The organism is Janthinobacterium sp. GW821-FHT03C08 (assembly GCF_059420905.1).
In genome coordinates this window covers 231656-252558 of the sequence record NZ_JBWKUP010000004.1, presented here as the reverse complement: position 1 = coordinate 252558, position 20903 = coordinate 231656, and the positions used below count along the sequence as shown (strand labels likewise).

The 20903-nt window shown below is 64.5% G+C and carries 17 protein-coding genes and 2 tRNA genes; 7 read left to right on the top strand and 12 right to left on the bottom strand.

Going from position 1 to position 20903, the window contains the following annotated elements:
- Positions 1 to 53: 53 nt before the first annotated feature.
- The 5 genes from AC07VL_RS07490 to AC07VL_RS07470 all read left to right on the top strand — a co-directional run bounded on the left by AC07VL_RS07490 (position 54) and on the right by AC07VL_RS07470 (position 3823).
- Positions 54 to 644 (top strand): NAD(P)H-dependent oxidoreductase, encoded by a 591-nt coding sequence (locus AC07VL_RS07490; RefSeq protein WP_494805272.1) that lies wholly within the window; start codon positions 54 to 56, stop codon positions 642 to 644.
- A 179-nt stretch (positions 645 to 823) separates the two neighbouring features.
- The gene (locus AC07VL_RS07485) at positions 824 to 2041 is read left to right on the top strand and encodes a SpoIIE family protein phosphatase (protein WP_494805271.1); all 1218 of its coding nucleotides are present in this window, start codon (positions 824 to 826) and stop codon (positions 2039 to 2041) included.
- A gap of 59 nt (positions 2042 to 2100) precedes the next feature.
- Entirely contained in the window at positions 2101 to 2658 is a 558-nt protein-coding gene (locus AC07VL_RS07480) for a SiaB family protein kinase (protein ID WP_230540651.1), read from the top strand.
- A gap of 22 nt (positions 2659 to 2680) precedes the next feature.
- The gene (locus AC07VL_RS07475; protein WP_494805270.1) at positions 2681 to 3079 is read left to right on the top strand and encodes a DUF1987 domain-containing protein; all 399 of its coding nucleotides are present in this window, start codon (positions 2681 to 2683) and stop codon (positions 3077 to 3079) included.
- Positions 3080 to 3082: 3 nt separating this feature from the next.
- Positions 3083 to 3823, top strand: coding sequence for a GGDEF domain-containing protein (locus AC07VL_RS07470; protein WP_494805269.1), 741 nt, complete (start codon positions 3083 to 3085; stop codon positions 3821 to 3823).
- A gap of 14 nt (positions 3824 to 3837) precedes the next feature.
- Here AC07VL_RS07470 and AC07VL_RS07465 read toward each other — a convergent pair whose 3' ends face one another.
- The 9 genes from AC07VL_RS07465 to AC07VL_RS07425 all read right to left on the bottom strand — a co-directional run bounded on the left by AC07VL_RS07465 (position 3838) and on the right by AC07VL_RS07425 (position 16502).
- Positions 3838 to 4548, bottom strand: a complete 711-nt coding sequence (locus AC07VL_RS07465) for a substrate-binding periplasmic protein (protein WP_494805268.1) — start codon at positions 4546 to 4548, stop codon at positions 3838 to 3840.
- 174 nt (positions 4549 to 4722) lie between these two features.
- Positions 4723 to 4818, bottom strand: a tRNA-Sec gene (locus AC07VL_RS07460).
- A 12-nt stretch (positions 4819 to 4830) separates the two neighbouring features.
- The gene (gene selB, locus AC07VL_RS07455; RefSeq protein ID WP_494805267.1) at positions 4831 to 6786 is read right to left on the bottom strand and encodes a selenocysteine-specific translation elongation factor; all 1956 of its coding nucleotides are present in this window, start codon (positions 6784 to 6786) and stop codon (positions 4831 to 4833) included.
- Entirely contained in the window at positions 6783 to 8198 is a 1416-nt protein-coding gene (gene selA / locus AC07VL_RS07450) for an L-seryl-tRNA(Sec) selenium transferase (protein ID WP_494805266.1), read from the bottom strand. Before selA ends, selB begins: the two co-directional genes overlap by 4 nt.
- Positions 8195 to 9241 (bottom strand): formate dehydrogenase accessory protein FdhE, encoded by a 1047-nt coding sequence (gene fdhE / locus AC07VL_RS07445; protein ID WP_494805265.1) that lies wholly within the window; start codon positions 9239 to 9241, stop codon positions 8195 to 8197. Before fdhE ends, selA begins: the two co-directional genes overlap by 4 nt.
- Positions 9242 to 9380: 139 nt before the next feature.
- Complete coding sequence (locus AC07VL_RS07440; protein WP_494805264.1) at positions 9381 to 10061, bottom strand: formate dehydrogenase subunit gamma; 681 nt, start codon at positions 10059 to 10061, stop codon at positions 9381 to 9383.
- Entirely contained in the window at positions 10048 to 10971 is a 924-nt protein-coding gene (fdxH, locus tag AC07VL_RS07435) for a formate dehydrogenase subunit beta (RefSeq protein ID WP_494805263.1), read from the bottom strand. Before fdxH ends, AC07VL_RS07440 begins: the two co-directional genes overlap by 14 nt.
- Before the next feature lie 13 nt (positions 10972 to 10984).
- Positions 10985 to 14056 (bottom strand): formate dehydrogenase-N subunit alpha, encoded by a 3072-nt coding sequence (gene fdnG / locus AC07VL_RS07430; RefSeq protein ID WP_494805262.1) that lies wholly within the window; start codon positions 14054 to 14056, stop codon positions 10985 to 10987.
- Positions 14057 to 14342: 286 nt separating this feature from the next.
- Positions 14343 to 16502 carry a TonB-dependent receptor gene (locus AC07VL_RS07425; protein ID WP_494805261.1) on the bottom strand — a complete coding sequence of 720 codons (2160 nt, stop codon included), beginning with the start codon at positions 16500 to 16502 and terminating at the stop codon, positions 14343 to 14345.
- Between the two features lie 380 nt (positions 16503 to 16882).
- Here AC07VL_RS07425 and AC07VL_RS07420 point away from each other — a divergent pair, with 380 nt between their 5' ends.
- A complete protein-coding gene (locus AC07VL_RS07420) occupies positions 16883 to 18589 on the top strand; it encodes a methyl-accepting chemotaxis protein (protein ID WP_494805260.1) in 1707 nt (568 codons plus the stop codon).
- Positions 18590 to 18655: 66 nt separating this feature from the next.
- On the opposite strand, the gene AC07VL_RS07415 is transcribed toward AC07VL_RS07420, so the two are convergent.
- A complete protein-coding gene (locus tag AC07VL_RS07415) occupies positions 18656 to 19081 on the bottom strand; it encodes a hypothetical protein (protein WP_494805259.1) in 426 nt (141 codons plus the stop codon).
- Positions 19082 to 19210: 129 nt separating this feature from the next.
- Positions 19211 to 19639 carry a hypothetical protein gene (locus tag AC07VL_RS07410; protein ID WP_494805258.1) on the bottom strand — a complete coding sequence of 143 codons (429 nt, stop codon included), beginning with the start codon at positions 19637 to 19639 and terminating at the stop codon, positions 19211 to 19213.
- A 305-nt stretch (positions 19640 to 19944) separates the two neighbouring features.
- On the opposite strand from AC07VL_RS07410, the gene AC07VL_RS07405 reads away from it, so the two are divergent.
- Positions 19945 to 20499 carry an inclusion body family protein gene (locus AC07VL_RS07405; protein WP_494805257.1) on the top strand — a complete coding sequence of 185 codons (555 nt, stop codon included), beginning with the start codon at positions 19945 to 19947 and terminating at the stop codon, positions 20497 to 20499.
- Between the two features lie 217 nt (positions 20500 to 20716).
- Here the strand turns inward: AC07VL_RS07405 and AC07VL_RS07400 are convergent.
- Positions 20717 to 20790, bottom strand: a tRNA-Cys gene (locus AC07VL_RS07400).
- Positions 20791 to 20903 lie beyond the last annotated feature (113 nt).

The following is a 20903-nucleotide window of genomic DNA, read 5'->3' as shown; positions in this document are numbered from 1 at the left end:
CCCCCAGGGGCAGGCTTTAGCATGCAGGCTCTTCTTTAGCGGAAAGCCTGCACATGACCAAGACATCTTCCAAGCGCATATTGATACTCCTCGGCCACCCATCCGGCGACAGTTTCTGCGCCGCCCTGGCCGAGGCCTACGCTGACGCCGCCCGCGCCCAGGGCCACGCCGTGCGCGAACTGCGCCTGGGCCAGCTGGACTTCGACCCGAGCCTGCACGAAGGCTACCGCCAGGTGCAGCCGCTGGAGGCGGACTTGCTGGCCGCGCAGGAAGCCATCCTGTGGGCCGAACACCTGGTGTTCGCCTACCCCATCTGGTGGGGCGGCGCGCCGGCCCTGCTGAAGGGCTTTGTCGACCGCGCCTTCCTGCCCGGCTTCGCCTTCAAGTACCGTCCGGGCAAGGCCTTTCCAGAACAGCTGCTGCGAGGCCGCACGGCGCAGCTGCTGGTGGCGATGGACACGCCGCCGTGGTATTTCCGCTGGGTTTACCGCATGCCCGGCATCCACCAGCTGCGCAGGACGACGCTGGAATTTTGCGGCGTCAAACCCGTCAGGGTGGCCAGCTTCGGCCCTATCCTCGGTTCCACCGGGCCGCAGCGGGCCCGCTGGCTGGCGCAGGCAAGCACGCTGGCCCGCCACGCGTAGCCCGGCAGCGGCTTGCCACGCAGCCATCTTGCATACGGTTTTGACAAGCACGTAATCAAGCCGTCACATTCGACGGCTACCATGATGATATTGCCTGTTTGTCAGCCGCCTTGCCGTCGCGACAACAAGGGTCCGATCGTCATGTAAAGGTAGCCGCTGTGGAGTTCAACGCTTCTCGATTGCATCTTCCCCGTTATCGCACGTCCGTGGCCGCCGACCTGTGCATCCCCACGGAATCGGTGCAGGCCGATGCCAGCAATTTCGCCGTGCTGGAACTGTTCACGGAACGGCGCGACATGATGAGCCTGCCCGTCACGGAACAGCAGCGGCCCATCGGTTTGATCAGCCGCAATATCTTCATGTCGCAGATGTCGAAACCGTTCTACCACGAGGTGTACGGCAAGAAGAGCTGCATCGCCTTCATGGACAAGGAACCGCTGATCGTCGACGGCACCATGAGCATCGAAGACCTCACCTTCCGCGCCGTGGAAGCGGGCGAAAAGGCGCTGGCCGACGGCTTCATCATCACCGAGGATGGCGCGCTGGCCGGCGTGGGCTTCGGCCTGCAGCTGATGAACGTGGTGGCCACCATGCAGGCGGAAAAGAACCGCCAGATCATGCACAGCATCGACTACGCCAGCGTGATCCAGCGCGCCCTGCTGCGCACGTCCAACGCGGAACTGCGCGCCACCCTGCCCGACGCCCACCTGGAGTGGCAGCCGCGCGACGTGGTCGGCGGCGATTTCTATTTTTTCGAGCGCCACGCAGGCGGCTGGTTCGCCGCCATCGCCGACTGCACGGGCCACGGCGTGCCCGGCGCCTTCATGACCCTGATCGCGTCGTCGGCCCTCAGCCAGGCCCTGCGCGAACTGGGCCCGCGCGACCCGGCCGCCCTCATCGGCGCCGTCAGCCGCGCCATCAAGACCCTGCTGGGCCAGGATGGCAACGCGGGCGGCGAAGCGCCGGGCCACGCCGGCTCGAACGACGGCATGGACTGCGCCTTCCTGTGCTATGACGACGCCAGCGCCAGCCTGCGTTTCGCGGGGGCGAAACTGGCGCTGCACGTGGTGGCGCCCGGCGAAGACAGCGTGCGCGCCATCGACGGCGCGCGCATGGGCGTCGGCTATGTCGACACGCCGCCCGGCTACTGCTGGCGCAACGAGACGCTGGCGGCGCCCGCGGGCAGCCTGCTGTTCCTCACCACCGACGGCCTGCTCGACCAGATCGGCGGCGCGCGCGACATCGCCTACGGCAAGCGGCGCATGCGCGAACAGCTGCTGGCGCAGCGCGATGCGCCGGCAGCCGACGTGGCGGCGGCGCTGCTGCGCGACAGCGCGGCATGGCAAGGCAGGCAGCCGCGCCGCGACGACCTGACCTTTTTCTGTTTCCGGCTGTAGTTAGACGCCCATCCCCTATCAACCAGACACCGGGTCACCGGCTAGCCAGGAGCACTGACGTGCTGTACGAAGAATTCAACGAGTTTTGGGACGTGGCGCGCAAGCGCAACATCATCTTTTTTTACGTGGGCTATTTCTCGCAGCACGTGGTCAGCGCCATTTCCGAAACCATCAAGGCGCGCCTCGACACGGCCGGCGCGGCCGGTCCCACGCGGCGGCGCATCTTTTCCTCGTTCATCGAGATGTCGCAAAACATCATGCATTATTCGGCCGACAGCCTGACGCCCGACGCGCAGCTGGACCAGCAGATGCGGCGCGGCTCGTTCTGCATCGGCACGCGCGGCGACAGCTTCTTCCTCCTGTGCGCCAACCCCGTCTCGACGGACAACGTGGCGCAGATCCGCGCCCGCCTGGAACCGCTGCACACCATGACGATGGACGAGATCCGCCTGGCCTACAAGAAGGCCCTGCGCGAGGAAGCGCCGTCCGACAGCAAGGGCGCAGGCCTGGGCTTCCTCACCATGGCGCGCGACGCCAGCGAACCGCTGGAATTCGAATTCGTCCAGGACCCACAGGAGCCTGGCCACACCATCTTCTGCATCAAAGCCATCATTTGAAAGAGCCGACTCAGGAAAGCATATGCAATTACCGTCACCACTGTTCATCGCCGCGACCCCGAGTTCGCCCGAAATCGACTTCCGTTTCGAGCAGCACACCCTGTCGATCAAGGGCGAGTCGTATCCGGAAAACGCGGCCGCCTTCTATGGCCCGCTGATCGCCGCCGTGCGCGCCTACCTGGAAGGCTGCCGCGCAGCCGCCATCACCGTGAATGTCTCGCTGGCCTACTTCAACAGCTCGAGCACGAAAATGCTGTTTACCCTGTTCGACGCGCTGAACCAGGCGGCCGCGGACGGCAACCAGGTGCGCCTGAACTGGTACCACGACGAGGATGACGACACCATCCTGGAATTCGGCCAGGAGCTGCAGCAGGACTTCACGGCGCTGGACTTCCGCGACCATCCCGTGCAGGGCAACTGAGGCATGCGCGCCGCCATCTCCGAATCCGAACTGGAACCCGACCTGTTCACCGTGGAAGCGGCGGCGCTGGCCGCCGCGCGCCGCATGCACGCCGACGCCGGCGCGCCGGGCGCGGAACAGCGGCGCGTGCTGGGCGAACTGATCGTCCATTACGAACGGCTGATGCGCGAGACGCGGCGCCTGATCGGCCGCAGCGACCGCGCCGAGCGCGACATGCATTTGCTGAACCGCCAGCTGCAAACCCTGGCCGGCCAGCTCGAATACCGCGCCACACACGATCCGCTGACGGGCGCGCTGAACCGCGGCGCCGTGATCGACCACGCCTCGCGCTGCCTGGAACAGGGCGACATGGCGCTGATCGTGCTCGATATCGACCTGTTCAAGCAGGTCAACGACGACTTCGGCCACCCGGCCGGCGACGGCGTGATCCAGGCCGTGGTCGACTGCCTGAAAGGCTTGTTGGGGCAGGAAACGGCCATCGGCAGGGTCGGCGGCGAAGAGTTTTCCGTCGTCTGGCCCACTTCCTCGCGCGACGAGGCGGCCAAGGTGGCGCAGCGCATCTGCGACACGGTGGGCCGCCAGCGCCATGCGGCGCCCATCACGCGCGCCATCACCGTCAGCGTGGGCCTGAGCTGGAACCGCGCCGGCACGGCCTTCGAAACGGCCTACAGCCACGCCGACCAGGCCCTGTACCAGGCCAAGCGCGAGGGGCGCAACTGCGTGCGCCAGTGGCTGGAAAGCTAAGTCGCTGCGCTGAATCAGCGCAGCTGTTCGCGCGCCATGCTGCCGTCGCGGCGCATGGCTGCTGCCGCGCGCTGCATGGCCGCCGCCTGCGCCTCGGGCAGCTGCTTGTTGCAGGCCAGGTAAGTCTGCACGCGGTTGAAGGTCAAGAGCGGCACCACCTTGCCTTCCCATTCCTTGCCAAGAAAAGGCTTGCTGCCCACCGCCATGCCGACGGCCCACAGGTCGATGCGCCCGAGCAGCAGCTTTTGCGGATTGAGCCATTCCTGGGTCACGGGCGCCACGTTCAGGCCCCGCTGGCGCAGATAATCGTCGCGCGCGTCGCCCAGCACCGTGCCGATGACGAGGCCACGCGCGTCATCCAGCGTGCGCAGCGCCAGGCGCCGCTCCGCCAGGCCATACAGCACCCATTCGGCTTCGTTGAGGGGGCCGATCCAGCGGAACAGGGCTTCGCGCTCCTGCGTGCGCGAGGTGGAAAAGATGCAGGTGTCAGGCTCGCGCAACGCCTGCGCATACGCGCGCTTCCACGGCAGCAGCTCGATGGCATAGCCGATGCCGGCGCGCGCCATGATCTCACGCACCTTCATGGTTTCCCGTCCGACAACGACATTGCCTTCCATCATGCTCGATGGCGGCAAATGCTCGCCGACGATGCGCACGCCCTGCGCGCCGGCCGCCAAAGGCAGCAATAACGCCGCCAGCAGCCATGCCATGCTTGCTTGTTTCATCCTTGCCTTCTTCTACTACAGGGGATACACGTCCCTGCCACTTGCAGGATGGTACCACCGCCTCCGCCAGCCCTCCTCGAAAGTTATCAATTAAACCATTATTTCTCCGTAACGTGGCTCGAGGCCAACGCCGGGGAAGAAAATGCGAGGGGGAGATGGCAAGAAAAAAATAACTGGCGGAAAACAGTAGGAGTCGAACCTACGGGAGAACGTCTGACGCCCTCCACCGGGTTTGAAGCCCGGCCACATCACCGGATGAGTGTGCTTTCCGCGGTACTTGAGCTAGCTGCTGGGCAAGGCCGGGCTGTAGGTCCACAGTGCTTGCGGGCGCAATAAATGCCCATTGCCAACACGGCGAGTATAACCGACGCGGTCAAAGAATTCCAGAACCTGGATCGCCCGCTTGCGGCCCAGGCCGCTGGCGTCGCGGAAGGTGGCCGCGCCGACGGCGCCACCGCCCGCCGGCAAGCCCGCTTCCTCTTCCGCCTTGCGCGCCAGTTCGCGCGCCAGCTGCGCCAGCTCGGCCAGCGCGGCCGGGTGGTAGAACAGGTCGTGCACCACCTGGCTGATCTGCCCCGCCTTGACCAGTTTGCGCAGCAGCCTGCGGGTTTCCTCCTCGGCCAGGCCGAAGTCGCGCGCCAGGTCGCGCGTCCACGGCGGATCGAAGCGTCCCTGCAGCAGCGCCGCCAGCATCGGCTCGGCCACGGCCTGTTCCTGCGGCGTCAGCTCCACGCTGTGCGTCGGCAGGTGCAGGCTGGCGCCGCGCGCCTGCACGGCGCCTTGCGCCAGCAGGGCGTCCACCAGATGGCTCCACAGCGCGTCTTCCATCTCCGCGTCGACGATGCGCTTCAGGCGCCACAGTTCCGGCCCCGCCTCGTCGGGGGCGCGCGCATGGAAGGCTGCCAATGCGGCCAGCACTCTGTCCTCCAGTGCTGCCTGCGCCGCGGGCGCCAACAGCAGCGCATCGTTGGCGCGCAGGACGATGCGCCGCGTGTCGGGCGGCAGCGCCATGGCCTGGGCCGGCAACAGCGACAGGCGCACCAGCAGGGACTCGCGCAGGCCCAGCGGGCTTTGCGCCAGCAGGGCCGCATAGTCGCCGTGCGCGACGAATGCGGCCAGCGCATCGAGCCAGGCCAGCCTGGCCGGGCTGCGGCGCTTGCGCGCCGGACCGAACGGATCGAGCACCATGCCGCCGCCCACCGTCTGCGTGGCCTGCGCATTGCGCACGACGAAGCGGTCGCCCGGCACGCCGTGCATGGGGGCGTCGAATACCAGCTGCACCCTACCCGTCTGTCCCGGCGAGAGCGTCTCGCCATCGAGCATGACGGCGCGCGCCAGCTGGTGCGCCGCGCCCAGGTGCACGTGCAGCGGCGACCAGGCTTTCAGCTGCACCCCGGCGTCGGGCAGCAGGGTCAGTTCCACGTCGAGGCGCTCGGAACACTGCGCCAGCGCGGGCGCGACGATCCAGTTGCCCCGCTCGATGCGTTCGCGGTCGATGCCGGCCAGGTTCAGCGCCAGGCGCTGGCCCGCCATGCCCGTCTCGGCCGCGCGGTTCTGCGCATGGATGCTGCGCACCCGCGCCTGCCCGCCGCCGGGCGCCAGCTGCAGGGCGTCGCCCACGTGCGCCATGCCCGCCAGCGCCGTGCCGGTGACGATGGTGCCCTGCCCCGTCAGGGTGAACACGCGGTCCACGCCGAGGCGGAACAGGCGCCGCTCGTCGCGCCGCGGCAGGCTGCGCGCCACTTGCGCCAGGTGCGCCAGCAGGGCCGCCACGCCGGGATCGTTGTCCTGGCTGGCCGCCGTGGGGAAGATGGGGCTGCCCGCCAGCGGCGTGCCGGCCAGCAGCGCTTCGATGTCCGCCTCCACCTGCGCCACGCGGGCGCTGTCGGCGCGGTCGATCTTGGTCAGCGCCACGGCGCCGCGCGTCACGCCCAGCAGCTGCAAGATGGCCAGGTGCTCCTGCGTCTGCGGCATGACGCCATCGTCGGTCGCCACCACCAGCAGGGCGAAGTCGATGCCCGTCACGCCGGAAGCCATGGTGCGGATGAATTTTTCGTGGCCCGGCACGTCGATCACGCCCAGCACCGTGCCATCGGCCAGCGGCAGGTAGGCGTAGCCCAGTTCGATGGAAATGCCGCGCGCCTGCTCTTCCTTCAGGCGGTCCGTGTGCACGCCCGTCAGCGCGCGCGTGAGCGTCGTCTTGCCATGGTCGATATGGCCTGCGGTGCCGACGATCATGCGGACAACCCGGCCAGCTGCGCGATGAAGGCCGCTTCATGGGGTCCTTCCAGGCAGCGCAGGTCCAGCCACAGCGCATCCTGGCCGATGCGGCCGATCACGGGCCGCGGCAAGGCGCGCAGGCGTTGCTCCAGCACGCCCAGCGGGTTGCTCAGGCGCGAGCCGGGGACGCTGCGGATGGCCAGGCCAAAGCTGGGCAGCTGGTCGACGGGCAAGGCGCCGCTGCCGATCTGGCTGCGCATGGCTTCGGCCGTGACGGCGTACGCCGCGCCCAGCGCCAGCTGCAATTGCGGCAGCAGCTCTTCGGCCTGCCCGCGCATGGCGGCGGCGGGACGCGTCAGCAGGCGCAAGGTGGTCAGGCGCCCGGCCAGCAGGTCCGGCGCGCGGTACAGCTGCAGCACCGGTTCCAGGGCGGCCAGGGTCAGCTTGCCCACGCGCAGCGCGCGTTTCAGGGGATTGCGCTTGATCTTCGCGATCAGGTCGGCGCGCCCGACGATGACGCCGCACTGCGGACCGCCCAGCAGCTTGTCGCCGCTGAAGGTCACCAGGTCGGCGCCCGCCGCGATGGTCTCGCGCACCGTCGTTTCATGCGGCAAGCCAAACTGGGCCAGGTCGACCAGGGTACCACTGCCCAGGTCCACGGCCGTGGGAATCGCATGTTGCGCGGCCAGCGGCACGAGGGCGTCCAGTTCCACGCTCTTCGTGAAACCCGTGATGGCGTAATTGCTGCAATGGACCTTCATCAGCAGCGCCGTATGTTCATTGACGCCGTTGGCGTAGTCGGCCAGGTGCGTGCGGTTGGTGCTACCCACTTCGCGCAGCACGGCGCCGGCGCGCGTCATCACGTCGGGGATGCGGAAGGCACCGCCGATTTCCACCAGTTCCCCGCGCGACACGACCACCTCCTTGCCCTGCGCCAGGGTATTCAACATCAGCAGCACGGCGGCCGCGTTGTTGTTGACGATGGTGGCCGCCTCTGCGCCCGTCAGTTCGCGCAGCAATTCCTCGACGAGGTCGTCGCGGTCGCCCCGCTTGCCCGTGTCCAGGTCGAATTCCAGGTTCATCGGCCATTGCAGGGCTTCCACCACGGCTTGCACGGCCGCGTCGGGCAGCAAGGCCCGGCCCAGGTTGGTGTGCAGCACCGTGCCCGTCAGGTTGAAGACGGCGCGCAAGTGCGAGCGCGACTGCGCCTGCAGGCGTTCGTCCATCTGCGCGACGATGGCGGCAATCGATGCGCCCTCCTCGCCCGATGTACCGACCCCCGCCAGCATGGCCGCGCGCAGCTCGGCCAGCGCGGCACGGGCGCAGGCCAGCGTCTGCACGCGGCCATATTCGGCCACGAGTGCCTGGCAAGCCGCATCGGCGAGGATGCGGTCCACCGACGGCAGGCGCACGGTCTGCCCCGTCGTCATGGCTGCTGGCCCTCGCCCTTTCCCAGCCACAGCAGCGGATTGCCGCTGGCGCGCTGGTAGCCCGCCTCGCCCACCAGCAGGTCGAGCATCAGGCTGGCCAGGTCGTCGGCCAGCGGCTCGACGTTGTAATCGTGTTCCTGGTTGAAAACCTTGCGGTAGGTATGACAGTCGTCGCAGGTTTCCGCGCGCGCCACCTTCTTCGGGTCGTTCGCCTTGTTCGGCAACTTGTCGTCCTTGGCCGTGACGGGGTCGAACGGTGCCGCCTCGGCCGCGTCCAGGCCCTGGTAGGCGATCTTGCCATTCTGTTCGCAGGTCGAACATTTCACGCGCACCATGTGCCATTCGCTTTCGCAGATGCCGCAGTGCAGGTAGCGGTAGCCCTGCGACTGGCCGCCGATGCGGATCACGCTGGCGACGGGGTGCGAGCCGCAGACGGGGCACAGGGTGCCCGTCTCCAGGTCCGGCACGCGCGTGGCGCGCAGCTGGCTGGCCGACGTCGACCACAGCACCTGCAGGGCGGCGGCGACGAACGGCGCATGCATGGGGTTCAGGTTGTCGCCGTTCTCGTCGAGCACGGCATCGGCGCAGGCATCGAGCGCCGGCGCGTCGAGCGCGCGCAGCTGGGCCAGCACCTGCGTCAGGCCGCCGGACAGGGCCGGCTGGCTGGCCGCCGTGGCGGCCAGCTCGTCGAGCAGGCTGGAAAAGATGTCGCGCCAGATGGGCGGACGGGCGCCGTTGACGGGCAGCACCGGCATGCGGTGGGCGATGGCGCGGCGCAATACCTCGGCGTCGGCCACGGGCACGGCGTCGGGCGCCAGCTTGGCGACCACGGCCGCCTGCGCATCGGCCAGCGCGGCCATCAGCACCAGGTAACCCTGCATGCCCGCATCAACGGGGATGCCCTTGATCTTGCCCTGCGCCAATTCACGCAGGCGCAAGGCGCGCGCCGTAAACAGGCTGCCAGGCTGCGGCAGCAGCAGGCGCGGAATCGCGTTATGGTCCAGGCCTTCGATTTCGCCTGGCTGGAGTATGCGTTGTACCAATGGAGTTTTCCCATCCAAAAAACAAAGCAGAGCCAGCGGAGTTGGCTGTGCTGTAAAAGTATTCTAAACGATAAAGAGAAAGGGGCCGATCCTGTGGGACCGGCCCCGGCTCTTGCAGCAGGGTGTCGCTGACGGCAGCTTAATCCTTGCCGTTGCGAATCACCGCTTCAAACCACTTCGGATGGTGCTTGCGCGCCCAGCCGTAGGTGACGGTGCCGCGCACCATGGCGCCGATCGAGCCCTTGACCCACAGGGCCGCATAGATGTGCACGATGATGGCGCAGATGATGCCGAAGGCACACACGGCGTGCAGCAGGGCGGCCGCGCGGATGACGGGGATCGGGAAATAGAACGCGAAATACGCGCGCCAGATCACGATGCCCGAGACCAGCAGGCCCAGCATGCATGCCAGCAGCACGAAGAACAGCAGCTTCTGGCCGGCATTGTACTTGCCGATCTTCGGCAGCTTTTCCTCGCGGTTATTGAGCACGTCATCCATCTGTTTCAGCCACTGCTTGTCGGCGTCCTCGAACTTGTTGTGGTGCCAGAAGCGCACCACGAGGATCGCGAACGAGACAAACATCACCAGGCCGGCGAACGGATGCAGGATGCGCGTCCATTGGCCGCCGCCGAACAGGTTGGCCAGCCACGCCATCGACGGATGGAACATGGCCAGGCCGGACAGGGCCAGCATGACGAAGGTGATGGCGGTGACCCAGTGATTCGTGCGCTCGTTGGGGTTGTAGCGCTGGATCAGCGGGTTGCCATCCTTGTCGCGCAGCTTGTCGTGACGCTCACCGTGCTGTTCATGATGATTCATGCTGACCCTCCTTGATGCGCTCGGCCTCGTCCAGGGCGTCGCGTTCCTCATCCTTGCTCACTTCGTTCGGACCGACCCGCGTGTAGTGGAACAGGCCCGCCAGGGCCGTGGCCGCCATGCCGGCGACGGCCAGCGGCTTGGCCCAGCCCTTCCAGAAGCCCACCATCAGGCTGATGCTCGGCTTGTCGGGCAGGTTGGAATACAGGCGCGGCTTGTCGGCATGGTGCAGCACGTACATCACGTGCGTGCCGCCCACGCCCAGCGGATCGTACAGGCCCGCGTTCTCGAAACCGCGCGACTTCAGGTCGACGATGCGTTCTTCCGCATGCACCTTCATGTCTTCCTTGGTGCCGAAGACGATGGCGCCCGTCGGGCAGGTCTTCACGCAGGCCGGTTCCTGGCCCACGGCGACGCGGTCCGAGCAGAGCGTGCACTTGTAGGCGCGGTCGTCCTTTTTCGAAATGCGGGGCACGTCGAAAGGACAGCCGGCTACGCAGTAGCCGCAGCCGATGCAGTTTTCCTGGTGGAAATCCACGATGCCGTTCGTGTACTGCACGATGGCGCCCGGCGCCGGACAGGCCTTCAGGCAGCCCGGGTCCTCGCAGTGCATGCAGCCATCCTTGCGGATCAGCCACTCGAGGTTGCCGTCATTGCTTTCATGTTCGGCAAAACGCATCACCGTCCACGATTGCGGCGTCAGGTCCGTCGGGTTGTTGTAGGTGCCGTTGTTTTCACCGACCTCGTCGCGCAGGTCGTTCCACTCCATGCACGCCGTCTGGCAAGCCTTGCAGCCGATGCATTTCGACACATCGATCAGCTTGGCCACGGTGCCCGTCACCGGCGTGCGCGCCTGCGGCGGCGTGACGGTGGTGGCGGACAGGCGCCGGATATCTAAGGATTGCAGTGCCATTATCGATCTCCCATCATGCTTTTTCCACCTTCACGAGGAAGGACTTGAATTCCGGTGTCTGCGAATTCGCATCCCCCACGCCCGGTGTCAGGGAATTGATCAGATACCCCGGCTTGGCCACCCCCGTGAAGCCCCAGTGCAGCGGCAGGCCCACGGTATGCACCTGCTTGCCCTCGATCTTCAGGGCCTTGATGCGCTTGGTGACAACGGCCTTGGCGATGATGTGGCCCCGCTTGGAACTGACCCGCACCTTGCCGCCGGCAACGACGCCGATACTGGCCGCCAGCTCTTCGCCGATTTCCACGAACTGTTCCGGCTGGATGATGGCATTCAGGCGTGCATGCTTGGTCCAGTAATGGAAATGCTCGGTCAAACGGTAGCTGGTCGCCACGTGCGGGTATTCCTCATGCGTGCCGAATTGCTTGCGGTCATCGGCAAACACGCGCGCGCCCGGATTGCTGGTCGCCTGCGGGTTTTTCGGATGCATGGGGTTGTAGCCCAGCGGGTTCTCGAACGGCTCGTAATGCTCGGGGAACGGCCCTTCGGCCATGGCGCCACGCGCAAAGAAGCGCGCCACGCCCTCGCCCAGCATGATGAATGGCCCCATGCCGTTTTCCGGCGGTTCGTCGACCTTGAAGTCGGGAATGTCGGCCCCGCTCCAGTTGGTGCCATTCCACTCGATCAGCTTGCGCGTCGGGTCGAAGGCCTTGCCCTTCAGGTCGCACGAGGCGCGGTTGTACAGCACGCGGCGGTTGGCCGGCCATGCCCAGGCCCAGCCCAGAGTCTGGCCGATGCCCGTCGGGTCGCTGTTGTCGCGGCGGCCCATCTGGTTGCCCGCCTGCGTCCAGCTGCCGGCAAAGATCCAGCAGCCGCTGGTGGTCGTGCCATCGTCGCGCAGCTGCGCGAACGACGCCAGCTGTTCACCCTTCTTTACCAGCAGCTTGGTCGGATCCTTGGGATCGTACAGGTCCGCCAGCGCGCGGCCGTTGAATTCACGGGCGATCTCTTCCGGCTGAGGGTTATGCGGCTGCGCATAATTCCACGTCAGGTTGAGGATAGGATCGGGGAACTTGCCGCCCTCTTTCTGGTACATGCTGCGCATGCGCAGGAACAGGCCCGACATGATCTCGAGGTCGCTGCGCGCCTGGCCCGGCGGCTCGGCCGCCTGCCAGTGCCACTGCAGGACGCGCGAGGAACTCACCAGCGAACCGCGCTCTTCGGCGAAGCAGCTGGTCGGCAGGCGGAACACTTCCGTCATGATCTTGGTGGGATCGACTTCGTGGAACTCGCCGTGCGGACGCCAGAATTCGCCCGTTTCCACGGCCAGCGGGTCCATGATGACGAGGAACTTCAGCTTCGACAGCGCTTCCGTGACCTTCTGCTTGTTCGGCGCGGAGGCGATGACGTTGAAGCCCTGGCAGATATAGCCCGTCATCTTGCCTTGGTGCATGTTCTCGATGGCTTGCATCAAGTCATACGGCTTGTCCAGCTTGGGCAGGTAGTCGTAGGCGTAGTTGTTCTCCGCCGTGGCAAAGTCGCCCCACCACGTTTTCATGAAGCTGACGTGGAACTTGCGGTAGTTGCTCCAGTAGCTGAGCTGGTTCGGCCGCAGCGGCTTGGTGGCGCGCGCGGCGATGTAGGCGTCGAAGTCCTGCTCGCCCTCGTTCGGCAGGGTCATATAGCCCGGCAACAGGTTCGACATCAGGCCCAGGTCGGTCAGGCCCTGGATGTTCGAGTGGCCGCGCAAGGCGTTCATGCCGCCGCCGGCGATACCCATATTACCCAGCAGCAACTGCACCATGGCGCCCGTGCGGATGGTCTGCGCGCCCGTCGAATGGTGCGTCCAGCCCAGCGCATACAGGATGGTGCCGGCGCGTCCCGGCACGGCCGTCGAAGCCAAAGCTTCCGCCACCTTGTGGAACTTGTCGGGCGACACGCCGCACGTGCGCTCGACCATCTCGGTCGTGTAGCGCGCGTAGTGCTTCTTCATCATCTGGTAGACGCAGCGCGGGTGTTCCATGGTCGGGTCGACCTTGGCGTAGCCGTCGTCGCCGATCTCGTAATCCCAGGTGCTCTTGTTGGCGTACTTGCCTTTTTCCTTGTCGAAACCCGAGAACAGGCCGTCCTCGAACGCATAGTCTTCGCGCACGATGAAGGACATGTCCGTGTAGTTGCGCACGTACTCATGCTGGATCTTGTCGTTCGTCAGCAGATAATTGATGATCGCGCCGAGGAAGACGATGTCCGTGCCGGTACGCGTGGCGCAGTAGTAATCTGCCACGGATGCGGTACGGGTAAAACGCGGATCGACAACGATCAGCTTGGCCTTGTTATGCGCCTTCGCTTCCGTTACCCATTTGAATCCGCAAGGATGTGCTTCTGCTGCATTGCCGCCCATGACCAGGATCACGTCGGCATTCTTGATATCGACCCAATGATTCGTCATCGCGCCACGGCCAAACGTCGGGGCAAGACCTGCCACCGTCGGTCCGTGTCATACACGCGCCTGATTATCAAAGGTCAGCATCCCCATGCTGCGCACTGTCTTGTGGGTCAGATACCCGACCTCGTTGCTGCCGGCGGACGCGGCCAGCATGCCGGTGGAGAGCCAGCGGTTGACGGTCTTGCCGTCGGCATTCTTTTCGATCAGGTTGGCGTCACGGTCATCCTTCATCAGGCGCGCGATCTTGTCGAGCGCCACGTCCCAGGAGATCGGCTGCCATTCCGTGCCGCCCGGTGCGCGGTACTCGGGCACTTTCAGGCGGTTGGGGCTGTGGATGAAGTCGATCAGGCTGGCGCCTTTCGGGCACAGGGTGCCGCGGTTGACCGGGTGATCGGCATCGCCTTCCACGTGGATGATGCTGGAAACGGCATTTTTCGCGCCGTCGCCCAGTCCATACAGCAAAACGCCGCATCCTACGGAGCAGTAGGGACAGGTATTGCGTGTCTCGGTCGTGCGAGACAGCTTGTATTGCCGCACTTCCGCCATCGCCTGGCCCGGTGCGAAACCGAGCAGGGCGAGGCTGGAACCGGCAATGGTCGCGCCAGTTACCCGGAGGAACTGGCGCCTGGACATCTGAACCATATCAGGCCTCTATGATGTGAGTAAATAAAAAGTCATACGGCGTCGTTGTCGTGTCATATCACCAAGATATAAGCACCATGCCTGTGCCGTATGATGCCATTTTACCCCTCAAACCCGGACAAGGCTTAGCACGCTGGAAAAAATTGCCTTTAGTCAATATTAATTTGACGATACCGAACGTTCCCTCTAAACAATGCCAGCCTGCCCGGCACGCTTGCACATCGCTAGCCACCCATGAAAAAACCCGCTCGCGAGCGGGTTGGGGGAGACTGGCAACAAGGACAGATTACAGGCTGTAGCGCAAGGTCAGCGCCACATTGCGCGGCGCGCCAGGCAAGCTCAGGTTCGGGCTGGAACCGTGGCCCGAGACGATGTAGCGCGCGTCGCCGATGTTGTTGACGTTCAGCTGCACTTCATAGCGGCCCGTGCGGTACGCGGCCATGGCGTCGGCCGTCACGTAGCCGGGCAGCACCACCGTATTGCCCGGATTGGCGTAGCGGCTGCCGACGGCATTCGCGCCGCCGCCCACGGTGTAGCCGTGGCCCAGGTCCTTCGTCAGCCACAGGTTGGCCGTGTTGCGCGAGGTCAAGGTGGCGCGCTTGCCTTTCACGGCAACGGCACTGGCCGTCGTCGTGCCCGGCACGTTGACGCTCTTGTCGACGGCAATGGAGTCGGTGATGGTGGCGTCCAGCCAGGCGTAGCCGGCCATCATTTTCCAGCCATCGTGCAAGTCCGCATTGAAGGTCAGCTCCAGGCCGTCCGTGCGCTGCGTGCCGACAGGCACGATGCGGTTCGTGATCGGGTCGCTCGTCTTGATGTTGTCGCGCTCGAGGCGGAACAGCGACACGGTGGCGTTGGCGCGGCCGCCCCACAAGTCATACTTGGCGCCCACTTCCGTGTTGCGCGTGGTTTCCGGCGCCAGGTCCGCATTGTTGGCGGCCAGGGCGAAGTTCTCGCCGCTGGGCTGGAACGAGCGGCTCCAGGACGCGTAGTACGACTGCGCCGCGCCCGGTTGCCAGACGAGGCCGGCACGGGGGCTGTAGGCCGAATCCGTGCGCGACAGGTCGGCCGTCGTCACACCAAGCGCATTGGCCAGGCGCGACTGCTGCTTGTAGCGGTCGTAGCGCAGGCCGGCCAGCGCCTTCCACTCGTCGCTGAAGCTGATGGCATCCTGCACGTAGGCGGCCGCCGTGTCATAGGTGCCGAAGGTGTCGCTGCGCGCGCCCAGCTTGCTGCGGTCGACGACGGGCAGCACGGGATTGAAGATGGATACGTTCGTCGCCACCACGGTCGAGGCCCAGCTGGCGGCATCCTTGTTCTGCTTGCCGAACTCGGCGCCATACAGCACTTCGTGGCGGACACTGCCCGTGAGCAGCTTTTGCGTCAGCTCCGTCTGGTTGAACCAGCCGCTCTCGTCGCGGTTGAGCTTGGCGTGTCCCAGGCTCATCGTACCCTTGACTTCATTGACGTTGCCGGCAATATTCGTGTTGTTGCGGTCCAGGTGGTAGTCGTAGTAGCGGAAGGCATTGCGCAGCGACAAGGTATCGCTGAACTTGTGCGTCAGGGTGGCCGCCGTGGATACGACGCGCGACTGGCTGAAGTCCGCATCGCGCGCATTCGCCGCGCCGTAATAGGTGCCCGCATCGACGGCCACGGGACGGCCCTGGTAGGAAGGAATGCCGAAGTCCGTCAGGCGGCGGTCTTCCAGGTAGTCGCCCTGCAGCAGCAGCCTGGTGGCACTGGACAGGCGGATAGCCACGGAGGGCGCCAGCGCCGTGCGGTTGATGAATTGCTGGTCGCGGTAGCTGTCCGACAATTCGCGCGCACCCGTGAAGCGCCAGTCCACCGTCTCGCCCACGCGGCCCACGTCGACCTCGCCGCGGCGCCCTGCCGTGTTGTTCAGGCTCAGGGCCACGTCCGTGATATCGATACCCGGCTTCTTCGTGATGCGGTTGACCAGGCCGCCCGAGGAACCGCGGCCGTACAGCACGGCGGCCGGTCCCTTGATCACTTCCAGGCGTTCCACGTTCGACAGGTCGCGGAAGTACAGCGCGTCATCGCGGAAGCCGTCGACGAACTGGTCGCCGATGGCCGTGAAGCCGCGGATGAACACCTGGTCGCGCTGGCCGTCGCCCGTGGACAGGCCCACGCCGGGGATGTTCTTCATGATGTCCTGCACCGACATGGCGTGCTGGTCGCGGATGACGGCGGCGGGCACCACGTTGATCGTCTGCGGCACGTCGCGCAGCGCCATTTCCGTCTTGGTGCCGCTGGCGGAGGTGCCGGCCACGTACGCATTCTGGTCCTTCGACGCCGTCACGGTGACGGCGGGCAGGCTCTCCTGCGCCCAGGCCGCCAGGGGCGCGGCGCCGAAGGAGATAGCGGAGCAGGCGCCGAGGACGGCGAGAGTGATCGGTGTGAATCCTGGCGTGCGGCGTTGCGGCATACAATTCCCTGTTGATATTGAAATACGAATGATTATCATTAGTATTTTATCAGTCAGGCGGCCGCCGCGTAAGGCAAAATGTAAGTGATAGTACTTATGCAGCGGGTACTTGACGTAAAAAAGCAACAGGAAATCAATAGCAAAAAATACTTAAAATTGCTTTGAAAAACTATTTCCGTACGTCAATGCTATACTTGCGGCTTGTTGGTCAGCGGCATCCCACGTCGCCACACCCTTGCTACACCTCCATCGCCGCGCCTTGCGCAGCGCGCCGCACAGCCATCGTGCGGCACCCGAAGACCCCGATCCCCTGCGCCTTGCGGCGCCTGTCCGCCCCTGCTGGCGGCGGCGATCATGACTATTAAACTGTTAGGAATTACATGAAAAACCTGAACATCGGCAGCCGCCTTGGCGTCGGCTTTGCTGTCGTATTGCTGTTGCTGGCCGCCTTGACCGTCACCGCCCTCGTGCGCATGCAAACGGCCAGCGACCTGACCTACCGCCTCATCAATACCAGCATCAAGAACCAGCGCATGGTGGCCGAATGGTCGAAGATCATTGAACTGAACAGCGTGCGCGGCGTGGCCTCGTTCGAAATCACCGATCCCGCCGTGCGCGCGAAGATCGAGGATGACCTGAAGGTTGACGCGGAGCGTTCCAGCAAATTGCAGGACGACATCGTCGCCTCCCTGCGCAACCCTGGCGTGATCGAGCAGTTCAAGGTGGTGCGCAAGGTGCGCACGGATTACGTGACGACGCGCGGCCGCGCCTTCAAGATGAAGGCCGACGGCGACGTGGCCGGCGCCAAGGAAGTGTTCGAGAAGGAAGTCGCGCCCATCACCGTGGCCTACCTGGCCGAAGTGAAGCGCTTTGCCGAGATGCAGATCAAGGCGGCCGACGGCGTCGGCGCCAGCATCATCGAGGCCTACAGCAGCACGCGCCTCTTCCTCATCATCATGGGCGTGGCCGCCGTGCTACTGGGCATCGGCTTTGCCTGGTGGATCACGCGTTCGATCACCGGCCCCATCCGTGACGCCGTGAAAGTGGCGGAAACCGTGGCCGCTGGCGACCTGAGCAGCAACATCACGGTGCAGAACCGCGATGAAACAGGCCAGCTCATGCACGCCCTGAAAACCATGAACGACAGCCTGGTGGGCATCGTCGGCCAGGTGCGCAGCGGCACCGACACCATCGCCACGGCGTCCGCGGAAATCGCCGCCGGCAACCAGGATTTGTCGTCGCGCACGGAACAGCAGGCCAGTTCGCTGGAAGAGACGGCATCGTCGATGGAAGAGCTGACCAGTACCGTGAAGCAGAATGCGGACAATGCGCGCCAGGCCAATAAACTGGCCGGCGACGCGGCCGGCATCGCCAGCCGCGGCGGCGCCGTGGTGGCCGAAGTCGTGGCCACCATGGGCGAGATCAATACCTCGTCGAAGAAAATCGTCGATATTATCTCTGTCATCGACGGCATCGCTTTCCAGACCAACATCCTGGCCCTGAACGCGGCCGTGGAAGCGGCGCGCGCAGGCGAACAGGGCCGCGGCTTTGCCGTCGTGGCCACGGAAGTGCGCAACCTGGCGCAGCGCTCGGCAGCGGCAGCCAAGGAAATCAAGGGCTTGATCGACGACTCCGTGCAAAAGGTCGACGTGGGCACGGACCTGGTCGACAAGGCGGGCAAGACGATGGAAGAAATCGTGCAAAGCATCGGCTTCGTCACGTCCATCATGAGCGAGATCAGCAACGCCAGCGAAGAACAGAGCGCCGGCATCGAGCAAGTCAACCAGGCCATTTCCGAAATGGACCAGGTGACGCAGCAAAATGCGGCCCTGGTGGAAGAAGCGTCGGCAGCGGCCGAAGCGATGCAGGAGCAGGCCAGCGAACTGGCGCAGGTCGTCAGCGTCTTCCGCCTCGATGCGAACGCGGCGGCGACCGACCGCTTCAGCGCCAGGACGCCGCAGCGCGCCGCGCCGGCAGCCCCGGCCGCGCCCGTGCGCAAGCCAGCGGCCCCGGCCCTGCGCCTGCCCGTGACGCGCAAGAGCGGCAAGGTGGCCGCACCTGCCGATGGCGACTGGGAAGAGTTTTAAGTCACGTCTTACATCCGCCTTGCCAGCAGGTGCAGCAAGCCGTGTGGCACCTGCTGCCGCGCGGCATCAAGCCAGCCTGGCCTGAGCATCGGCCATCAGTGTCGCCAGCTCGCGCGGCACGGATTGCCCCAGGAATGCCAGCGCCAGCGCCTCCGGATCGATGGCGGCGTCCGCCGGCAAACCATGCTCGAAGCCGCCCACCATGTAGCGGCAGAAATACGGCGACTCGGGCCGCGTTTCCACGTACCAGCAGCCCGCGTGGCCCTGCACGAAATATTCGCCGATAAAATAGCCCAGCATGGTTTTCACCCATTGCCAGCTTTCATCGCGGATGACGATGGTGCGCATGGCCGCATCGATGTACGGCAGGTATTCGGCCGCGTTCGTCAACACCTCGTGCGCGGGCTGGATGCCCAGGCGCTCGACAAAATTCACCAGCGCCGCGCCCAGCGCGTCATAGTAGGCGTCGAAGCCCGCCTGGCTTTGTTGCAATAACTGCTCTTGTTCCCTGGACTGCATAACCACCTTATCACTCGACATCCGCCTGCCCGTCACGGCATCGCGGTAATTTCCTGAAATTCACATTATATTATTGCGCGCCTGCGCGCGCCGTTCCGCCCCTTAGCGCCGCGTCACCCAAAACGCGGCCAGGCCAGCGAGGATGCACAGCACGATCACGCCCGTCGCGGCGCGCATCAGGGCACGCTGCCGCCGCGCCGCCAGTTCCTGCATGGCCAGCCGCAGGTCCGCCTCGTCGGCGCGCCGGGTTTGCGCCTGGGCCTGCGCCGCGACGCTGGCCTGGGCCAGCACTTCCTCCACATACATGGCCGAGAACGCCGCCGCCTGCGCCGCATCCAGGGTGGCCATGAACTGGTCGATCTGCACCCCGCGCTCGCGCGCCAGCCGGTCGATGTCCTGCCCCGCCCGTGCCGCATCGAGCATGAAGGCATTATCGCCCTTCACCAGTTCACGTATCGCGAGCCGCTCGACGGCGCGCAGGCGGATCGGGGGCCGGCAAGTATCGACCGCTTGGGGAAATGCATCGGACATGATGTGGCCAGCCTCCAGAAAAGAATGCGAAGAATAATACACGACAGCATGGAATGAAAACAGCCCAGGCTTGCAGCCGCGCCGTCATTACCCGCCTGGCGCAGGAGATATTATTTCCGATTATAATATTTATAAAATAAAAACATTATTAATTAAATATTTAAAATATAATACCCCGTTTCAATTGGAGAGTATTTATGCGATTTTCTTCATTATTCTGTACAGCAGCGGTGGAGACTGCTCACCACATTAAAAAACGGGGCGTATCCGAAAAGCCATACGAGTAGGAAAAATCAGGAGGAATCATGTCCGACGCACAATTGCTAGCCAGTAATGAGACTATCAACATCCTTGTTGTCATCGACACCGATTTGATCATGGCCCAGAATCCCCGCCAGACGAGTCCGGACCAGACCAAGCCCGTGGGCCTGGCGCATACGAGCCAGTACATGATCGCCACCGACCCGCGCGGCATCAACAGCGGCCAGGGTTCCGCCGACCTGAGCTTCAGGGCCAACGTGGGCGACTATGTCTCGTTCACCGGCACGTCCATCTACGACAACGCCGATTCGGCAGTCATCGTGTATGGCATCAATTACTGGAAGGGCGACAAGGTATTCAATTCCTTTGTTACCAATACCCTCACCCGCAGGAATGCGGTCATGCCGAATTCGGATTCATCCAACGGTTTGCCGGCAGTACAGCAATCCCGTAATTTCTCCAATTTTTCGGCACAGGTAGCCAGGTCCGGCACGGAAAATTTCTACGTTTATATTGCCGTATATAGCCTGAATGACGATGGCCAGACGCAAAGCCTGTATGGTTATTTTTATTGGGATCCACAGGTTACTGTCGGCTGATCACTGCCCGGTTAATTAAATAAAGCCAAATCGTTTAATTAATTAATTAATTAATGTGCGACTGCCTGCGGCAGGCCCGGTGAATTAAATAACCGGAGGGTGATCATCTCGCCGTCATGGGCGCAGCGCAAAGCCCGCGCCGCCCATGGCCTCATGGCAAAAAAAAGCCCACCGAAGTGGGCTTTTTTTTCTGCGCGTGATACGTGCGCATGACATCTGGAGGCGAGGACGGGAATCGAACCCGTCTAAACGGCTTTGCAGGCCGCTGCATAACCTCTTTGCTACCTCGCCAGAGGAACTGCTTGGATGCGCCTTGCGGCCCATCTTGAAAACTGGAGCGGGAGAAGAGTCTCGAACTCTCGACCTCAACCTTGGCAAGGTTGCGCTCTACCAACTGAGCTACT